An 18,291-nucleotide genomic window follows, 5' to 3' on the forward strand; every position below is an offset into this window, starting at 1 on the left:
CCGCCGCGCCTACGCCGCTCGGCCCCCGAATCGGTTTCAATGAATCAGAGGCCGAATCGCTTGTCCAGTGCGCCGACGGGTAAACCGTTGCGAAAGCGTTGATCCGTCAGCGCAGCGTACGGTCCAGAATATCGGACAGATCCCGCGAGAGCCCGCCGCGACCGGCCAGTTCGGTCAACGCCGCCTGTGCCGCCGTACGGCGTGTCGGTTCCATCGACCGCCACGAGCGGAAGGCCGTGGCCATGCGGGCTGCCGTCTGGGGGTTCAACGTGTCGAGCTTGCCCAGCATATCCGCCATCCAGCGATAGCCGGCTCCGTCGGCGCGGTGGAAGACGTAGGGGTTCAGCCCGGCCAGGCCGGCAAGGAGGGCGCGGGCCCGGTTGGGATTGGCAAGACGGAAGGCGGGATGCGCTGCCAACGCGATGACCTTGTCCAGCGTGCCGGCATCCGGCGCGCTTGCCTGGAGCATGAACCATTTGTCGAGCACCAGCTGATCGTCCCGGAAGCGATCATGAAAGGCGTTCAGCGCGGCCTGCGCGGGGGCGGACCCGGCAAAATGATGGGTCAGGACGGTGAGGGCGGCAAGGCGGTCGCTCATGTTGCGAGCCGTATCGTATTGCGTCACCGCAACCGCCGGATCGCGGGCCGAAACGGCAAGCGGCGCCAGAAGCGTATTCCGGAGCGCGCGCCGACCCGCGGCCTCTGCCGAAGGAGAAAACGCGCCCGCGTCGGCCATGTCCCGGCGGACGGCCTCGAACGTGTCCCGTCCGCGCCGCCCGAGGGCGGCGAGGGTGTTGACCCGCACCGCATGGATGACATCGGTGTCGACATCCCTGGCAACGAGCCGCGTCAGCTCGGTTTCCCCCGGCAGGCTGGCCATCTGGGCGCGCAGGGCCGGCTCCAGCGCCTCGTCCGCTGCTGCTGCCACCACCGCGTCCAGGACGCTGTCGGGTATGGTGTCCCGTCCGTTTCGTATGGCTGCCACGAGCGCGTCGCCGACCATGTCCGTCAGGGCGCGCCAGCGGCCGAACGGGTTGGGGTCCAGCCGCGCCAGCGCCAGCCTGTCGGCCTCGGCTTCGTCGTAGCGAAGGTCGACGGGCGCGCTGAAGTCGCGCAGGATGGAGAGATAGGGCCGTTCGCCGAGACCCTCGAAGGTCACCTCCGCCTCTTCGGCGGTCAGGTGGATGAGGTCGCCTTCGACGCGGGCGTCGGCGCTGGCCCCGCGCACGTCGAGATCCTGTCCATTCGGGCCGACGAGCCCGTAGCGGACCGGGATGTGCATCGGGCGCGTGCCCGTGTCGGCCGCGCCCTTGTCGAGAGACTGGCGCAGGCGCACCGTCAGACGGCCCGCCGTCTCGTCGTAGATCTGCGAAACTTCAAGCTTCGGTGTCCCGGCCTGGCGGTACCACAGGAAGAACTGGGTCAGATCGATGCCGCCGGCATCCTCGAAGCAGGTGACGAAATCCTCGACGGTCGCAGCCTCGCCGTCATGTCGCTCGAAATAGAGGTCCATTCCGGCGCGGAACTTCTGCTCTCCGAGGATCGTGGCGATCATCCGGACAAGTTCGCTTCCCTTGTCGTAGACCGTCGCAGTGTAGAAATTGTTGATCTCGCGGTACTGCGTCGGGCGCACCGGATGCTGCAGCGGACCCTGGTCTTCCGGAAACTGGTTCGCCTTGAGCGTATGTACGCTGGCGATCCGCTTGACGGGGCGCGAACGTTCATCCGACGAGAACTCCTGGTCGCGGTAGACCGTCAAACCTTCCTTGAGGCAAAGCTGGAACCAGTCGCGGCAGGTGATGCGGTTGCCGGTCCAATTGTGGAAATACTCGTGTGCGATGACGGTTTCGACGCCGGCATAGTCCGCGTCCGTAGCCGTATCGGGGTCGAGGAGAACGTATTTGTGGTTGAATACGTTCAGCCCCTTGTTCTCCATCGCACCCATGTTGAAGTCCGAGATGGCGACGATGTTGAAGACATCGAGATCGTATTCGCGGCCGAAGCGTCGCTCGTCCCATCGCATCGATCGTTTCAGCGCATCCATGGCGTAGCCGGCGCGCTCGCTGAGCCCGCGCTCGGTATAGATGGTCAATGCCACCTCGCGGCCGCTGCTCGTGACGAACCGCTCGCTCAGGGCGTCGAGACGCCCGGCGACGACGGCGAACAGGTAGGAAGGCTTCGGGTGCGGATCGAACCATTCGGCGAAATGCCGTAGCTCGCCCAGCGGCCCACCGCCGACGGGGTTGCCGTTGGCAAGCAGGATCGGGGCCGCCTCACGATCGGCCTCCAGCCGCACGCGGTAGGTGGCGAGGCAATCCGGCCTGTCGAGGAAATATGTGATGCGGCGGAACCCCTCGGCCTCGCATTGCGTGCACCAGACCCCGTTGGAGCGATAAAGCCCCATCAGCTTGGTGTTCCGCTCCGGCTCGATCCGCGTGCCGATGGCAAGCCGGAACCGCCCCGCCTGTGGCAGGCCGCGCACGGCGAGCATGTCGCCGCTTGCCTCGAAACGCTCGGCCGGCAACGCGTCTCCATCGAGCGCCAGCGCCGTCAGCGTCAGCTCGTCACCATCGAGACGAAGTTCGGCGTCGACCGGAGCGCCGGGCCGGCGTTCGAGCTCGAGCGTCGTGTCGATTTCCGCATGGCCTTCGAACAGGCGAACCGTCATGTCCACATGGTGGATCCGGAAGTCAGCCGGGCGATAATCCTCGAGCCTGATCGTAACGCCGTCTTCGTCGCGCATCGCGTCCTCGCTTGTCATGCCGCAGTCGCGCTCACGCTATGCCACCGCGACGGTGGGAACTTGATCCGTTTGCACTGCCCGGACGGGTCGACGCAAGCCGGTTGAGATAATAAGACTGGCGTAACTTCCGTTACTTTCACCTCCCGCATCCAGCCCGGCCCGTCTTCATGCCCAGCCCGTCCTTGTCATCGCATCAGGAGCCGCGCCCACTTTACGGTATTGGCCTCAAGGTGCTGTCCGTCATGGTCTTCGTGGGCATGCAGACCTGCCTGAAGGCGGTGGGGGACGATGTGCCGGCGGGGCAACTCGTCTTCTTCCGGTCCTTCTTCGCGCTGATTCCGGTGGTGATTTATCTCTGGTGGCTCGGCGACCTCGGGACGGCCCTGTCCACCGACGACGTCGGCGGCCATTTCATTCGCGGCATCGTCGGCGTCACCTCCATGGGTCTCGGTTTCTTCGCCCTGTCCCGGCTGCCCTATCCGGAGTGGATATCCCTGTCATACGGGGCGCCGCTGCTGACGGTGGTCTTCGCGGCGATCTTCCTGAAGGAAGTCGTGCGCGCCTATCGCTGGGTTGCCGTCCTGATCGGCCTGTGCGGCATCGTCATCGTGGCCGCGCCGAATTTCAGCCTGTCCTCGGGCGACATGGATTCGGCCCATGCGGTGGGCGCGTTGGCGTCGCTCGGCGGAGCCGCCATGGCGGCGATCGCGATGATCCAGGTGCGGCGGCTGGTGGCGCACGAGAAAACCGCGACGATCGTCGTCTATTTCTCCGTGACATGCAGCATCATCGCCCTGGTGACGCTGCCGTTCGGCTGGATCGTGCCGGACGGACGGCAGGCCCTGCTGCTTGTCGGAGCGGGCCTTTGCGGCGGGGTCGGGCAGCTGCTGCTCACGGCGTGCTATCGCTATGCCGATACGTCCACCATCGCGCCGTTCGAATATACGTCGATGATCGCGGCGGTGGTGATCGGCTATTTCGTCTTCAATGAAGAGGTGACGGCGACGACGCTGCTGGGCGCCTGCATCGTCATTTCCGCCGGGCTGTTCATCATCTTCCGCGAGCACCGGCTGGGGCTGGAGCGGCGGCGGGCGCGCAAGGTCAGCCCGCCGTCTCCGTGACCGGCGGCTTGGGCTCGGGCGGGAGACCTTCCTCGTCGTCGTGCTGCGCGGCGGCGATCTCGTTGGCGACTTCCGCACGCGGGTCCAGGGCGAAGGTCGCCGGCGTCTGCGTGCGCGCCAGCGGCGTCGACTGGAAGTCGTCGCGGACCTCAGCCGGCAGCGACTGACGCCGCGTCGTACGATAGAGGGTGTAGGCCGCATAGGCTGCGTGGGCCGAGCCGGTGGCCACGAAGATGCCCATGGCGCCGTAATTCTCCATCAGGAAGGCGGCAAAGAGCGGCCCGCCCATCGTACCGACGCCGTAGAGGATCAGCATGCCGCCTGAAATCTTTACGAAATCGGCGGCGTCGGCGAAATCGTTCGCGTGGGCGACGGCCAGCGAATAGGCCGGATAGATCATCCCGCCGAGCAGAAAGGCGAAAAAGAACAGGACTGCCGGCGTGGTCGAGGAGATCCCGATGGCGGCCGTGGCGACGGCCACCCCCGTTGCGCCGATGCCCGTCATCACCATGCGCCGGTCGACGCGGTCGGACAGGCGGCCCAGCGGATACTGGAAAACCATGCCGCCGGCCATGGTGGCCACCAGCAGCGTGGCGATGCTGGTGGTGGAGAAACCGAGCTCCGTGCCGAAGACGGGGGCCATGTTGGACCAGGCGCCGGCCAGCACGCCCGCCAGGAACACGCCGACCGCCGCAGCCGGCGAATTGCGGAAAAGCGCGGGCAAGTCCAGCCGGACCTGGGTCAGCGGCTTCGGGCTCTGCGCCCGAGACAGGGCGTTGGGGATGACGGCGAGGCAGAAGAAGATCGCGCACAGCATGAACGGTATCGTCAGCAGCGGATTGCTCAGCGGCAGGACGTACTGGCCGGACATCATCGCGGCCATCGATATCATCATGTAGAGCGAGAAGATCCGCCCGCGCGATTCGTTTGTGACGCGCTCGTTGAGCCAGCTTTCGATGATCATGTAGGAGCCGGCGAGCGCGAAACCGGATACGCCGCGCAGCAGGATCCAGCCGATCGGCGAAACGATCATCGCATGCAGCAGCACCGCGATGGCCAGCAGGGCGGCAAGGCTGCAGAAGGTGCGGACATGGCCGGCGCTTCGCACGACGCGCGGTGCGATCAGGCAGCCGACGGTGAAGAAGATCGCGTAGCCCGTGCCCAGCCAGCCGATCTGGTATGGGGACCAGTTCTCCAGCGAGCCGCGAACCGGCAGAAGGATGCCCTGCAGTCCGGCGCCGGCCATCAGGAAGAAGGTCGATGTCAGCAGAGAAACGATAGGCAGGAGTTGAGCGCGCATGTCGGGCCTTGCAGGTCTTCTGTCGATGGCGCGCCAAGTCGTCAGCACGGCGCGAATCATCCGCACATGCTGTATTGGCACAGCATCGCCTTCGCCAGTCTCTTAGCGACGTATCGTGTCGGCTTTCCGACATTTCGCGGCGATAGGGCACGATCCCGTCAGTCGCGGTGCAGCCTGTCCCGGACTGCCAGCAGGTCTCGCCAGGCCAGTCGCTTCTGCGCGGGCTGCCGCAGCAGATAGGCCGGGTGCAGCAGGGCCGTTGCCTGGACCGGCGCGGGAAGGCCCGGCAGCGCAAGCTCGCTCCAGCGGCCACGCAGTTTCATGATGCCGTCATTGCTGGACAAAACCGCCTTGGCTGAAGGGGAGCCGAGGCAGACGACGACCCTGGGTGCGACAAGCTCGATCTGTCGCAGGACGAAAGGCAGGCACATCTCGGTTTCTGCCGGCGTCGGCGACCGGTTGCCCGGCGGCCGCCATGCGATGACGTTGGTCACGCGGACATCCGTCCGTTCAAGGCCGATCGCCGCGAGCATGCGGTTGAGCAACTGGCCCGAACGGCCGACGAAAGGCTCGCCGGCGATGTCTTCTTCCCGGCCCGGAGCCTCGCCGATCAGCATCAGCGAAGCGTTCTCCGGGCCATTGCCGAAGACCAGCGATTTGGCCGTGGCCTTGAGTGCGCATCCCTCGAAGGCGGCGTAGGCGGCCTGCAACTCCGCCAGCGACGCGGCATGCCGCGCTTTCTCGCGCGCATCTTCGGCGGCGACGGTGCCGGGCACCGGGGTGCTCCATAGAGGAGTGGCGGCCGGCGTCTGCTTTCGTGCCTGCGCCTCTCCGGCGGGACGCCCAGGCTGGGGCACGACGGGCCGCGCTTGCGGCGGGCCCGACGTCGACTTGCGCGCCGCGCTCTCCGTCGCCGTTTCCTCGAAGCGGTTGCGGGCGGTTTCGCCGACGAAACCGTCGATACCTGCCGTGTCGAACCAGCGCAGAAGCGCTGCCAGGGCGGTTTGGGGATTCGGCGTTGCGGGCTCGAAGATCGTCATGATCGCATCATATTGAGCCTCGAACGGCTCTCCAACAGGAAAAAGGCGGTTGCAAAGCCGGGTGGAAACATTCCAAACCTCTTCCGAGTTAAGGGTTGGGAGACTTGCATGACTGTTGAAGCCAATGACGCCGAACTGCCCGAGCGGGAAAGCATGGAGTTCGACGTCGTCGTCGTGGGCGCGGGCCCGGCCGGATTGTCGGCCGCGATACGGCTGAAGCAGCTTTCCCCGGACCTGTCCGTCGTCGTTCTGGAAAAGGGCGCCGAAGTCGGCGCGCATATACTTTCCGGTTGCATCCTCGACCCTTCGTCGCTCGACCGCCTGCTGCCGGAATGGCGCCAGGAAGAGACGCCGATCAGGCAGGAGGTCACGGACGACCGCTTCTATCTCTACGGTCCGCAGGGCGCCCTGCGCCTGCCGGGCTTCGCCATGCCGGGCCTGATGCACAATCACGGCAATTTCGTCGTATCGCTTGGCCTGGTCTGCAAATGGCTGGCCGGCAAGGCGGAAGAGCTCGGGGTCGAAATCTATCCCGGCTTCGCCGCATCCGAACTGATCGTCGACGAAGCCGGCGCGGTCATCGGCGTCGCCACGGGCGACATGGGCGTCGAGCGCGACGGAAGCCACGGCCCGAACTACCAGCGCGGCATGGCCCTGATGGGCCGCTACGTGCTCATCGGAGAGGGTGTTCGCGGATCGCTGGCCAAGGACCTCATCGAGCGATTTTCCCTCGGCAAGGATCGCGAGCCGCAGAAATTCGGGCTCGGCGTCAAGGAATTGTGGGAGATCAAACCCGAGAAGCATAAGCCCGGCCTGATCCAGCACTCCTTCGGCTGGCCGCTGAAAAGCGATACGGGCGGCGGTTCCTTCGTCTACCATCTGCCCGGCAATCAGGTCTATGTCGGCTTCGTTACGCACCTGAACTACAAGAACCCGTATCTTTCTCCCTTCGGCGAATTCCAGAGGTTCAAGACCCATCCGGATGTGGCCGAACTGCTCGAGGGCGGCAAACGCCTCTCTTATGGCGCGCGGGCCATAACCGAGGGCGGGTTTCAGTCGGTGCCGAAACTCGTCTTCCCGGGCGGTGCGCTGCTCGGCTGCTCGGCCGGTTTCGTCAACGTGCCGCGCATCAAGGGCGTCCATAACGCCATAGCCTCCGGCATGCTGGCGGCGGAGGCCGCGTCCGAGGCATTGGCCGCAGGCCGCTCGCGGGACGAGTTGTCCACCTATGAAGAGAGCTGGCGGCAATCGTCCATCGGGCGCGACCTCAGCCCCGTGCGCAACGTCAAGCCGCTCTGGTCACGGTTCGGTACCTATATCGGCGTCGGTCTGGGCGCCCTCGACATGTGGACCAATTCGCTGTTTCGCTTCTCGCTGTTCGGCACGCTCGGCCACGGCAAGACGGACGCGCAATCGACGGAGCCGGCATCGCGCCACAAGCCGATCGACTATCCCAAGCCGGACGGCGTCCTGACCTTCGACAAGACGTCCTCGGTGTTCCTGTCGAGCACCAATCACGAGGAAGACCAGCCGGTCCACCTGCGTGTCAAGGACATGGCCCTGCAGAAATCATCCGAACACGATGTCTATGCGGGCCTCTCGGAGCGCTATTGTCCGGCGGGCGTCTATGAGTGGATCGGCGAGGGGGCGGATCTGCGCTACCAGATCAACGCCCAGAACTGCGTCCACTGCAAGACGTGCGATATCAAGGATCCCAATGGCAACATCCGCTGGACGGTGCCGCAGGGCGGCGAAGGCCCGGTCTACCAGGAGATGTAGCCGGCCTTACTGGAAAGCCGTCTCGAAGAAGGAGCGCAGCTTGCGCGAATGCAGCTTCTCGTGCGGCATCTCGGCCAGGCTCTGCATGGCGCGGATGCCGATTTCCAGATGCTGGGCGACCTGCCGCTTGTAGAAGGCCGTCGCCATTCCCGGCAGCTTCAATTCGCCGTGCAGGGGCTTGTCGGAAACGCACAGCAGGGTGCCATAGGGGACGCGGAACCGATAACCGTTGGCGGCGATGGTGGCCGATTCCATATCCAGTGCGATCGCGCGCGATTTCGATAGCCGCTCCACCGGCTCCGTCTGGTCGCGCAGCTCCCAGTTGCGGTTGTCGATCGTGGCGACCGTGCCTGTCCGCATGATGCGCTTGAGGTCGTAGCCTTCCAGGCCCGTTACGTCGGCAACCGCCTTCTCCAGGGCCACCTGCACTTCGGCCAGCGGCGGCACCGGCACCCAGACGGGAAGGTCTGCATCCAGCACATGATCTTCGCGGACATAGGCGTGGGCCAGCACATAATCGCCCAGAGCCTGCGTGTTGCGCAGCCCCGCACAATGGCCCAGCATCAGCCAGGCATGCGGCCGCAGCACCGCCACGTGATCGGTGATCGTCTTGGCGTTGGACGGGCCGACGCCGATATTGACCATAGTGATGCCGCTGCCGTCGGCGCGGGTCAGGTGGTAGGCCGGCATCTGCGGCAGGCGGGCCGGGGAGACGCCGCTTCCCGCGATGGTCTCGCCCGCAGGCGTCACGACATTGCCGGGCTCCACGAACGACTCGTAGCCATGGCCGCCCTCGGCCATGAAGCTCCGCGCCATGGCGGCGAATTCATCGATATAGAACTGGTAGTTGGTAAACAGCACGAAGTTCTGGAAATGGCGCGGGCTGGTGGCCGTATAGTGCGACAGCCGCGCGAGCGAATAGTCGACGCGTTGCGCCGTAAAGGGCGCCAGGGGCCAGGCTTCGCCGGGGGCCGGCTCGAAATTGCCGTTCACGATGCGGTCGTCGGTTGCCGCAAGGTCCGGAACGTCGAAGATATCGCGCAGCGGCATGCCCAGTTGCTCCGCCTGGCTGCCGTCGACATAGGTGCCTTCCGGAAAGGCGAAGTGCAGCGGGATCGGCGTGTCCGAATGGCCGATCCGCAGCGGCTGTCCATGATTGTGGATCAACTGCTCGATCTGCTTGTGCAGATAATCTCCGAACAGGTCCGGCCGCGTGATCGTCGTGGCATAGTGGCCCGGGCCGGATACGAAGCCGAAGGAGAGCCGCGAATCGATCCTGGTATGGCCGGTCGTCGTCAGCGCCACTTCGGGGTAGAAGGCCCGGTATCGCCGGTCCGCCGAACCGTTCGCCAGCACGGTGTCGAAGCTTTTCAGCAAGAAGGCGACGGCAGCATCGTAGAGCCGCGTCAGCGCGGCGACGGCTTCGTCGGCATCGTGGAACAGTCTGCCCTGTTCCACCGGGGGCGTCTCGACGGGAAGCGGTTCGGCAAGAAGAAAACGGTCGCTCATGCGCAAGCCTTTACCTGCGGCGAGCGTCTCTGAAAAGACAATAGGCGCCTAGCGGACCTCGGTCTGCGGCGAGCAGACCATGCCCTGGTCGTAGCAGCCCGAAAACGGCGCGAAGGCAAGCCGCTTCGCCTCGTTGTTGCTGTGCACGAGCGTCGAGAACCCGAAGGCGAAGATGGCCAGGAGAAGGGTCAGGACGGCCAGACGAAGCACCATGGCTGTTTCCTTTCTGCGTTGGCGATACCCTAGGGTTTCAAGCTTAACCGGAGATGGCTCCTCTGTTGACCCCCGATGGCAAACGGGGTTAGCGCCGCGTTAACGCCATCCACAGGCTATTGCAGCCAGGAAACAGGAGGTGTCAGCGGGTCCAGTTCTGGGACCGGCAGAAGATCTTCGCGACGCAACCTTTCAATTCCAGCGCGTTGCCCGCTATGGTGGCGCTGCCTTCATAGGTCTTGTTGCTACGCGGGTCTGTGACCGTGCCGGTGTAAGCGTTGCCGCTACCGCTCATGCGGCCGATCTCGCGGCCCTTGAACTCGCCCGTCTGGATGCGCGCGCAATAGGCGCCGCCGCAATTCTGGAACGCGACGGTGGTGCCGTTTTCCGTCTTCCAGTTGCCGACGATCGGCTCGGCCGCCATCGCGCCCCCGCCGGCCGATGCGAGGCAAAGGGCCATCGCCCAGATACGGAGGCTGCGGCCGGTTGCGCGCGGGGACACCATGTTCATTCCGTTCTCCCAAATCCGGGCCTTCAGGCCGCTTCTTCCCGGGCATCGGCGAGCGCGCCCGAAAGGGCCGTCTCGAACAGCGCCAGTTCCTCGTCCGTGCCGACCGTCACGCGGATCATCCGATCCAGCGGCGCCACGCCCGGCATGCGGATGAAGATGCCGCGTTCCAGTACCCCCTGCAATATGCGTCGCGCGAAATCGCCGTCGCGTCCGCAGTCGATGGCAACGAAGTTGGTGGCCGAGGCAAGCGGCGTCAGTCCATTGCGCCGCGCGATATCCGACAAGGTTTCGCGGGCAGCGACGATCCGGCGGACGGTGGATCGCAGGTATGCCTGGTCCGACAATGCGGCAATGGCGCCGGCCTGCGCCATGCGCGATACGCCGAAATGGTTTCGCACCTTGTCGAATTCGGCGATCAGCGCCGAGGGCCCGAGCACGTAGCCGACGCGGACCCCGGCCATTCCATAGGCCTTCGAGAACGTCCGGAAGCGCAGCACATTGTCCCGGAAGGGCAGGAGAGTGGGCAACGCATCGGCCGGCGCAAGGTCGCTATACGCCTCGTCGAGGATCAGCAGCGTTTCAGGCGGGACGCCGTCCATCAGGGAGACGAGCGTCGATGCGTCCCACCACGACCCTGTCGGATTGTCCGGATTGGCGAAGTAAAGCAGCTTCGGCTCCACGCTCCGGGTGCGTTCCAACAGGGCCGCCGGGTCTTCGCGGTCGGCCGAATAGGGAACGAAATCGAGTTGCCCGCCATGTCCCGCGACATGGTAGTTGAAGGTCGGGTAGGCCCCCAGCGACGTTACCACCCGGTCGCCCGGCGAGATCGTCAGTTGCACCGTGAGGCCGAGCAGGCCGTCGACACCTTCGCCCACGGCGACATTGCCGATCTCCACTCCGTGATGCGCAGCGATCGCGGCCTTGAGCTCATATTGCTCCGGGTCGCCATAGGCCCAGCTTTCGGCTGCGGCGCGGCCCATCGCCTCGATCACCGTGGGGGACGGGCCGAATGTGCTTTCGTTCGCGCCGATCCGCGCCTTGAAACGCAGGCCCATCCGGCGCTCCAGTGCCTCAGGCCCGACAAAGGGCACCGTCGCCGGCAGCCCGCGCACGATATCGGTCAGAAAATCCGGCATCACTCAACCCTCGACCGGCTGCAGTTCGCGGGCGAAGCGCCGCCAGTTCCGAACATATTTCAGCGCCGACTGATGCAAGGCCTCTGCCGCGGCGGCATCCAGACTGCGCACGACCTTTGCCGGAGAGCCGACGATCAGGCTGTTGTCTGGAAACTCCTTCTTCTCGGTCACCAGCGCGCCCGCCCCGACGATGCAATTGCGGCCGATCCGCGCCCCGTTGAGGATGGTCGCGCCCATTCCGACCAGGGAATTGTCGCCGATGGTGCATCCGTGCACCACGGCGCCATGGCCGATGGTGCAGCCCTTGCCGATGGTCAGCGGAAATCCCGGATCGGTGTGGAGAATGCAGTTCTCCTGCACGTTGCTGCCGGCGCCGATCTCGATCCATTCATTGTCGCCGCGCAGGGCGCTGCCGAACCAGATCCCGACATCCTCGCCGATCCGCACCCGCCCGATGACATGCGCACCCGGCGCGACCCAGAACGCGCCCGCCGGCGGCAACTCGGGCGATTGGCCGCCCAAGGCATAGATCGTCATGCTCGAAGCCTCCCCATCATGGGCGGGAAGGTGCGTCACGACGCGCGATGAATCAAGCCAGTGTCCGCACCATCCGACGTGTAATCGACTGGCGTACCGTGGTGTAATCGGCCCAGGGGTCGGCCTCCTCGATACGCCGGGCCATATCGCCCAGATGGAACGCCGCCGCGCTGTCGAGCCCGCCCAGTTCGTCCCAGCCGACGGGGGTGGCAACCGGCGCATCCTTGCGGGCGCGCGTGGAATAGGGGGCGATCGCCGTCGAACCGCGCTCGTTGCGCAGCCAGTCGATGAAGATGCGCCCCTTGCGCCGCGCCTTGGACATCGTCGCCACGAAGCGGTCCGGCTCTTCGCGCACCGCCGCCTCGGCGAAACCCCGTGCGAAATCCTTCAACGTCGGCCAATCCTGCCGCCGCACCAGCGGAAGAACGAGGTGGATGCCCTTGCCGCCCGTCAGCATCGGAAAACTGGTCAAGCCGCCGTCGGCCAGTCTGTCGCGAAGATCCAGCGCGGCCTGCCGAACATCCGCAAAGCCCAGGGATTCGTCTGGGTCGAGGTCGAAGACGAGCCGATCCGGCTTGTCGACCTCGTCGTTATGCGCCCCCCATATATGGAATTCCATCGTACCCATCTGCACGGCGGCCAGCACGCTTCCGAGTCCGTCCAGGGACAGATAGACGGCCTCCTCACCATCCTTTTCCCGGATGTCGACATGGCCCATTTGCGACGGGAAGCCGCCCGTATCGTGTTTCTGGAAAAAGCAGGCCTTCTGGCCGCCCTGCGGGCAGCGCACCAGTGAAAGCGGGCGGCCGGCCGCATGGACCAGCATCCGGTCGGCCACCGCTACGTAGTATTCGGCAAGGTCGCGCTTGGTGATGCCCTGTCCCTCGAAGACGACCCGATCCGGCGACGTCAGCCGAACCCCTGCGATTTCGCCCGGCTTGCCGTCGGCATTCTTGCGCCCCTTGCTACGCGGTTTCACCTCCTCCATCGGCCTTTCCTCCACCACGCGCCCTGCGGGCTTGTCGTCGCGCAATCCCTTGAAGACGCCGTGGCGGATATGACCGTCCCGGGTGAGTTCGGCGAAATCGATCTCCGCCACCAGCACGGGATCGACGTAATGCGCGCCGCGACGGATGTCGGCAGGGATGGTTTCGAACGGACTGTCCTTGCGCGACAGCGCTTCGAAGCGCCCAGCCAGGGCATCCAGGGCCTTGCCGTCGAAGCCGGAGCCGACGCGGCCGCGATAGACGAACTTCTGCTTCTCATGAACGCCGACAAGGATTGACGAGAATGGGCGCCCCGGCTTGTCCGAGGCAGAATAGCCCCCGATCACGAATTCCTGCCGGCGGCCGCATTTCGATTTCAGCCAGGCCTTGGACCGGCCCGCGGCGTAGGGAGCGTCGGCGCGCTTCGAGACGACGCCCTCCAGGCCCTTGCGGCACAGTTCGGCAAGGACATCCTGGCCGTGGCCCACGATATGCGGGCTGTAATGAAGGGCAGATCCGTGCGTCGCCGCCATCAGGCTTTCCAGGGCGGCCTTGCGTTCGGTCAGCGGCCTGCCGGTCAGGTCCTCCCCGTCATGTTCCAGAAGGTCGAAGCAGAAACACGCCAGTGCGCCGCCCTCGGTGAGCGCTTCCTGCAGGGCAGAGAAATCGGTCCTCCCCGCACCGTCGAAGGCGACGACCTCTCCGTCGATGAGGAAGCTTTGGGCCGGCAGCGCCTCGATGTGCGGACCGAGCGCACCGAACCTGTCGGTCCAGTCCTTGCCGTTGCGGGTATAAAGCCGGACCTTGTTTCCGCCGCGTGCGATCAGGATCCGATAGCCGTCATATTTCACCTCATGCAGCCACGCGTCGCCCTTCGGGGGCGCCTTGGAAAGCGTCGCAAGCTGGACCGGACGAAACGCCGGCAGTGCAGGCTCCTTGCGCTTGCGGGCGGATGGCTTGCGGCCAGCGGCGCCGGATTCGATCTGGTGCAGCGTGCGCCCCGTCTTCACGCTCCGGTCGAGGCGCTGGATGTTGCGGCTGGTGCTCGCCTCGTCATCCTTTTCCTTGATCAGCAGCCAGTTGTCGCGCTTCTCCCCCGGTCGCGGCTTCATGCGGACGAGGGCCCATAGTCCCTTCATCTTCTGTCCATGAAGCTGCATCTTCACATGGCCGTCGGCAAAGCCCGCGGCTGCATCGCCGACCGGCTCCCACGTCCCGGAATCCCACAGCATCACGGTTCCACCCCCATACTCGCCCTTGGGTATGGTGCCTTCGAAATCGCCGTAGTCCATCGGATGGTCTTCCGTCTCGACGGCCAGGCGTTTGTCCACCGGGTCGAGGCTCGGCCCGCGCGTCACGGCCCAGCTCTTCAGGACACCGTCCCATTCCAGCCGGAAATCGTAATGCAAACGGGTGGCGTCATGCTTCTGAACCACGAAGAGCAGGCCGTTCGAGGAGGCGGAGCCGCCGGTGGGCTCGCTCGTGCGCTGGAAGTCGCGCTTCTTGCGGTAGGAGGAAAGCAGCGAGTCGTTCATCGCTTCAAATCCGTTCGGCCGGTTGAACTGCACAGGTCCGGACATTACCCCTCATGATGTTCCGCAACCGCAAAAGGTTCCGCATGATTCGGTTTCTGCATACGGCGGACTGGCAGGTCGGCAAGCCCTTCGGCGGGTTCGAGCCGGACGTTCGCGCCGAATTGCGGGCAGAGCGGTTTGCCGTGGTGGCGCGCATTGCCGCCCTGGCCCGGGAGGAAGGCTGCGAGGCCATACTGGTTGCGGGGGACGCCTTCGACGACAATACGATCGGCGACAGGGACATCGTCCGCACGCTCGACGCCATGGCCGGCTATCCCGGCCCCTGGGTGATGCTGCCGGGCAATCACGATGCCGCCTTGCCGGTTTCCGTATGGTCGCGGATACGGGCCGGCGGCGCGTTGCCGGTGGATCTGCGGATCGCCGATACGCCGGACGTCACCATGCTGGCCGATGGCCGTCTCGCGGTTCTGGCGGCGCCGCTGACGCGGAGGCACGAGGGACAGGATGTGACCGAGTGGTTCGACCGGGCGGAGACGCCGGCCGATGCGGCGCGTGTCGGGCTGGCCCATGGGGCGGTCGCCAATCGCCTGCCGGAGAGCGCGGAAAGCGGCAACCCGATCTCCGACAGGCGGGCGGAGACTGCGCGGCTCGACTATCTGGCCCTCGGCGACTGGCATGGCTTCCTGGAAGTCGCGCCGCGCACCGTCTACAGCGGCACGCCGGAGGCCGATCGCTTCAGCTCCAACGCCCCGGGGCATGCCGCTCTGGTGGAAATCGCCTCGCCGGGTGAAGGCGCCAGGGTTCGCCGCCTCGATACCGGTCGGCTGCACTGGGCTTCAATGGACGTCTTCGTCGACAATGCGGTCGAGGCTCTGGACGAGGCCATGGCCGATCTTGCCGATCCGCTGCGCAGCCTCGTATCCCTGAAGCTGGCCGGCACGGTCTCCCTGCATGGACGCATGGCGATGGAGGACAGGCTGGCTTACTGGCGCTCGCGCCTCTTCGCGTTGCGCACCGATGATTCCGGCCTTTACGATCGGCCGGAAGCCGCGGATTTCGAACGGATGGAGATTTCCGGCTTCGTGCGCACCGCCATGGAGCGCCTGCGTGCCCGCGCCGACGATGCGGTCGATCCGCAGCGCGAAGCTGCGGCACTGGCGTTGCGCCTTGCCTATGTGGAACACCGCAGGCAGCAGGCCGGCGCATGACGATGCAGATCAAGTCGGTGCGCATCGAAAGCTTCGCCTCCATCCGCCATATGGAGATCGCGGATCTCGAGCCGGGTCTCAATATCATCGTCGGCGACAACGAGGCCGGTAAGTCGACCGTGCTGTCGGCCATGCGCGCGGCCTTCTTCTACCGTCATCGCGCGCAGACCGACGCGGTCCGCGAGTTCATGCCCTATGACGGCCTCGGACGGCCGGAAGTCTCTGTCGAGTTTCGCCTGGGCTCTGTCGATTACACGCTCACGAAGTCGTTCCTGACACGGCCCCAGGCACGGCTGGCATGGCCGGACGGCCGGCTGGAAGGCGACGCCGTCGAGGACCGGCTGGCCGAACTCATCGGTTTCTCTCACCCGCAACGCGGCGCGCCGAAACTCGCCGAGCATCAGGGCGCCTTCGGTCTGCTCTGGATCCAGCAGGGGCGTGCCCCGGAAGGGGTGGATGTCGGCGCCGCCCGAAATATGCTTGCCGCATCGCTGGAAGGCGAGATGGGCCATTTCCTTGGCAGCGGCCAGGGAGAGGCGATGCTGGCGGCCGCGCAGGCACTACAGGGTCGCTTCTTCACGGATAAGCTTCGGGTCAAATCGGATTCGCCGCTGCGTCGGGCCGAGGAAGAGCTGGCGGTACTGCGCCAGTCGCTTGCAGAGCTTTCCCAGTTGCAGCAGCGCTATGAGGCGAAGCTCGAACGGCTCGGGGACCGACGGGGACTTTTGGCGCGTTACGAGTTGGAAAACGCCGTCGGCAAGGCCGACGAGGAACTTGCCGCCGCACAGGACACTGCCCGGCGCGTGGACGGGTTGCAGGAAGCGCACAGGCTGGCGGAGCGCGCCATGGAACAGGCGCTGCAAAACCGGCTGCGCGCGGTGGAACTGGTCAGGCGCCGGCTGGCGCTGCAAGCGGAATGCGATGCGGCGATCGCCGCCGCACGGACGGCAGAGCAGGAGCGGCAGGACTGCCGGGACAAGCTGTCCATCGCAAAGGAGCGGCTCGAAGCGGGCAATGCGCAACTCGAGGCTGCCCGCAGCGCCGAAGAGGCGGCGGAAGAGGCCGAGCGTCACCGGAGCCGCGATGCGGAGTTGCAGCGGTTGGCTGCGGCATTGGCGGATGCGCGGGCCCGGCGGGAAGCCGTGGCGCGCGCCATGGCGATACAGGCGGGCGCGGAACCGTCCCGCGAGTCCGAGCCGATGGACAAGGCTGCCCTGGCCCGGCTCGAGGCGGCATTCCTTGCATTGCGCGAGGCGGAGATCCGCCTTTCGGCCGCGTCGGCACATATCCGCTTCGAGCCGGCCGGCGAGACGCGGGTCGTCGATGCGGCCGGGCACGCGGTGGAATCCGGTGCGGACCTGCCCGTATCCGGGACGGCGCAATTCAGTATCGAAGGGTTCGGCGACATCGTCGTCAGGGCCGGCGGTGAAACGGAAGAGTTCGTCCGCCGCGTCGAAGAGGCGCGGCGCGACTGGCTTCGGCTTGCCCGGCCCCATGGCGTCGACAACCTCGACAAGGCGCGCGCCTTGTACGATCGGTCGCAGGAACAGGCAGCCCTGCGACGGCAGGCTGCGGCGGAGATTGCGCGCCTCGCTCCGGCCGGGCCTGCCGCGCTGGAGCTTGAAATTGCCGAGCTCGAGGCGCGGCATGCCCGGTTGGCCGATGAAGTCGTGCCAGATCGGCCTGCACCCCTTCTGTCGAGGGAGGAGGCTGCGGCCGCGCGTCGCGCCGCCGACGACGCATTGGCGCAGGCGCGCGGAGTGCTTGCAGCCTTGTCGGAAGAGGCGGTGCGGGCGGATGTTCGGCACGAACATGCCGTCACGCGGGCGGCCCAGGCGGAAGCGGGCCTCGAAAGCGCTGCCATCGCCGAGCCGCTGGAAAGGCTGCAGGACGATGTCGCCGTTGCCGAGCGGGAGATGGTGGCCGCGGAGGCGGCCCTCGCAGCCCGCACTCGGGATGCTGCTACATCGGACCCGGAGATCGCACGCCTGGAGCTGGACCGGGCAGGACGCGCCCGCGAGCAGCTGGTCCGTACGCTTCGCGACCTTTCGCAAGAGGTTCATGGCTTGGAAGGCGAGCTTCGGGTCGAAGGGGCGTCCGCGCTGGAGGAGCGCATCGCACGGCTGGAAGGAGAGATCGAACATGCAGAGCGCCGCGTCGCGCGCCTGTCCATGGAAGCGGAGGCCGCGCGACTGCTTTATTCCACATTGGAGGAGTGCCGCAGCGATGCGCGCGAGAAGTGGCTCGGCCCGCTGAAGGAAAAGGTGGCGCCCTATCTGCGTCTGGTGCAGCCGGGTGGAATCGTCGAATTCGACGATGCCACGATGGATGTGCGCAGCGTCGTGCGCAACGGCGTCGAGGAACCCTTCCACCGGCTGTCTCATGGTGCGCGCGAGCAGGTTGCCGTCGTTACCCGGCTTGCCATCGCCGAAATCCTGCGCGAGGCCGGCCACCCGGCCTTCGTCATCCTGGATGACGCTCTGGTCAACACGGACGAAAAGCGCCTGGCGCGCATGCATCTGGCACTCGGGCGCGCCGCCGCCGCCATGCAGGTGATCGTGCTGACCTGCCGGGAGCGGGACTTCGTCGGACTCGGTGCTTCCCTGCATCGCATCTGACGATGGATTCGCCTGTTCGACGGCGCAATCCAGAATTGAAGAATATGCAAAGGCA

General features: G+C 65.9%; 13 protein-coding genes. 4 read left to right on the forward strand and 9 right to left on the reverse strand.

Annotation, left to right across the window (positions count from 1 at the left end):
* Positions 1–106: 106 nt before the first annotated feature.
* Positions 107–2,761: an aminopeptidase N gene (gene pepN, locus NDN16_RS15745; RefSeq protein WP_251114420.1), complete on the reverse strand. Its 2,655-nt coding sequence runs from the start codon at positions 2,759–2,761 to the stop codon at positions 107–109.
* Between the two features lie 149 nt (positions 2,762–2,910).
* Between pepN and NDN16_RS15750 the strand changes: the two genes are divergently transcribed.
* Positions 2,911–3,864 carry a DMT family transporter gene (locus NDN16_RS15750; protein WP_251114421.1) on the forward strand — a complete coding sequence of 318 codons (954 nt, stop codon included), beginning with the start codon at positions 2,911–2,913 and terminating at the stop codon, positions 3,862–3,864.
* Here the strand turns inward: NDN16_RS15750 and NDN16_RS15755 are convergent.
* Both NDN16_RS15755 and NDN16_RS15760 read right to left on the reverse strand, forming a co-directional pair.
* Positions 3,845–5,164 carry an MFS transporter gene (locus tag NDN16_RS15755; RefSeq protein WP_285292765.1) on the reverse strand — a complete coding sequence of 440 codons (1,320 nt, stop codon included), beginning with the start codon at positions 5,162–5,164 and terminating at the stop codon, positions 3,845–3,847. The two genes, NDN16_RS15750 and NDN16_RS15755, sit on opposite strands and share 20 nt — an antisense overlap.
* Before the next feature lie 158 nt (positions 5,165–5,322).
* The gene (locus tag NDN16_RS15760; protein WP_251114423.1) at positions 5,323–6,204 is read right to left on the reverse strand and encodes a uracil-DNA glycosylase; all 882 of its coding nucleotides are present in this window, start codon (positions 6,202–6,204) and stop codon (positions 5,323–5,325) included.
* Between the two features lie 108 nt (positions 6,205–6,312).
* On the opposite strand from NDN16_RS15760, the gene NDN16_RS15765 reads away from it, so the two are divergent.
* Positions 6,313–7,983 (forward strand): electron transfer flavoprotein-ubiquinone oxidoreductase, encoded by a 1,671-nt coding sequence (locus NDN16_RS15765; RefSeq protein ID WP_251114424.1) that lies wholly within the window; start codon positions 6,313–6,315, stop codon positions 7,981–7,983.
* A 6-nt stretch (positions 7,984–7,989) separates the two neighbouring features.
* On the opposite strand, the gene NDN16_RS15770 is transcribed toward NDN16_RS15765, so the two are convergent.
* The 6 genes from NDN16_RS15770 to ligD form a co-directional block, all read right to left on the reverse strand.
* Positions 7,990–9,492 carry an AMP nucleosidase gene (locus NDN16_RS15770; protein WP_251114425.1) on the reverse strand — a complete coding sequence of 501 codons (1,503 nt, stop codon included), beginning with the start codon at positions 9,490–9,492 and terminating at the stop codon, positions 7,990–7,992.
* A gap of 48 nt (positions 9,493–9,540) precedes the next feature.
* Positions 9,541–9,705, reverse strand: coding sequence for a hypothetical protein (locus NDN16_RS15775; protein WP_251114426.1), 165 nt, complete (start codon positions 9,703–9,705; stop codon positions 9,541–9,543).
* A gap of 142 nt (positions 9,706–9,847) precedes the next feature.
* Positions 9,848–10,216: a DUF2147 domain-containing protein gene (locus NDN16_RS15780; RefSeq protein ID WP_435301112.1), complete on the reverse strand. Its 369-nt coding sequence runs from the start codon at positions 10,214–10,216 to the stop codon at positions 9,848–9,850.
* A gap of 23 nt (positions 10,217–10,239) precedes the next feature.
* Positions 10,240–11,352, reverse strand: a complete 1,113-nt coding sequence (locus NDN16_RS15785; protein ID WP_251114427.1) for a pyridoxal phosphate-dependent aminotransferase — start codon at positions 11,350–11,352, stop codon at positions 10,240–10,242.
* Positions 11,353–11,355: 3 nt separating this feature from the next.
* Complete coding sequence (locus tag NDN16_RS15790) at positions 11,356–11,889, reverse strand: gamma carbonic anhydrase family protein (protein ID WP_251114428.1); 534 nt, start codon at positions 11,887–11,889, stop codon at positions 11,356–11,358.
* A 52-nt stretch (positions 11,890–11,941) separates the two neighbouring features.
* On the reverse strand, positions 11,942–14,410 hold the full coding sequence (gene ligD, locus NDN16_RS15795) for a DNA ligase D (protein ID WP_251114429.1): 2,469 nt from the start codon (positions 14,408–14,410) through the stop codon (positions 11,942–11,944).
* Positions 14,411–14,493: 83 nt separating this feature from the next.
* On the opposite strand from ligD, the gene NDN16_RS15800 reads away from it, so the two are divergent.
* The gene (locus NDN16_RS15800) at positions 14,494–15,618 is read left to right on the forward strand and encodes a metallophosphoesterase family protein (protein WP_251114430.1); all 1,125 of its coding nucleotides are present in this window, start codon (positions 14,494–14,496) and stop codon (positions 15,616–15,618) included.
* Positions 15,615–18,236, forward strand: a complete 2,622-nt coding sequence (locus tag NDN16_RS15805; RefSeq protein ID WP_251114431.1) for an AAA family ATPase — start codon at positions 15,615–15,617, stop codon at positions 18,234–18,236. Before NDN16_RS15800 ends, NDN16_RS15805 begins: the two co-directional genes overlap by 4 nt.
* The last annotated feature ends 55 nt before the right edge of the window (positions 18,237–18,291 follow it).

The organism is Aureimonas altamirensis (assembly GCF_023702225.1).
Lineage (GTDB): Bacteria > Pseudomonadota > Alphaproteobacteria > Rhizobiales > Rhizobiaceae > Aureimonas > Aureimonas altamirensis_B.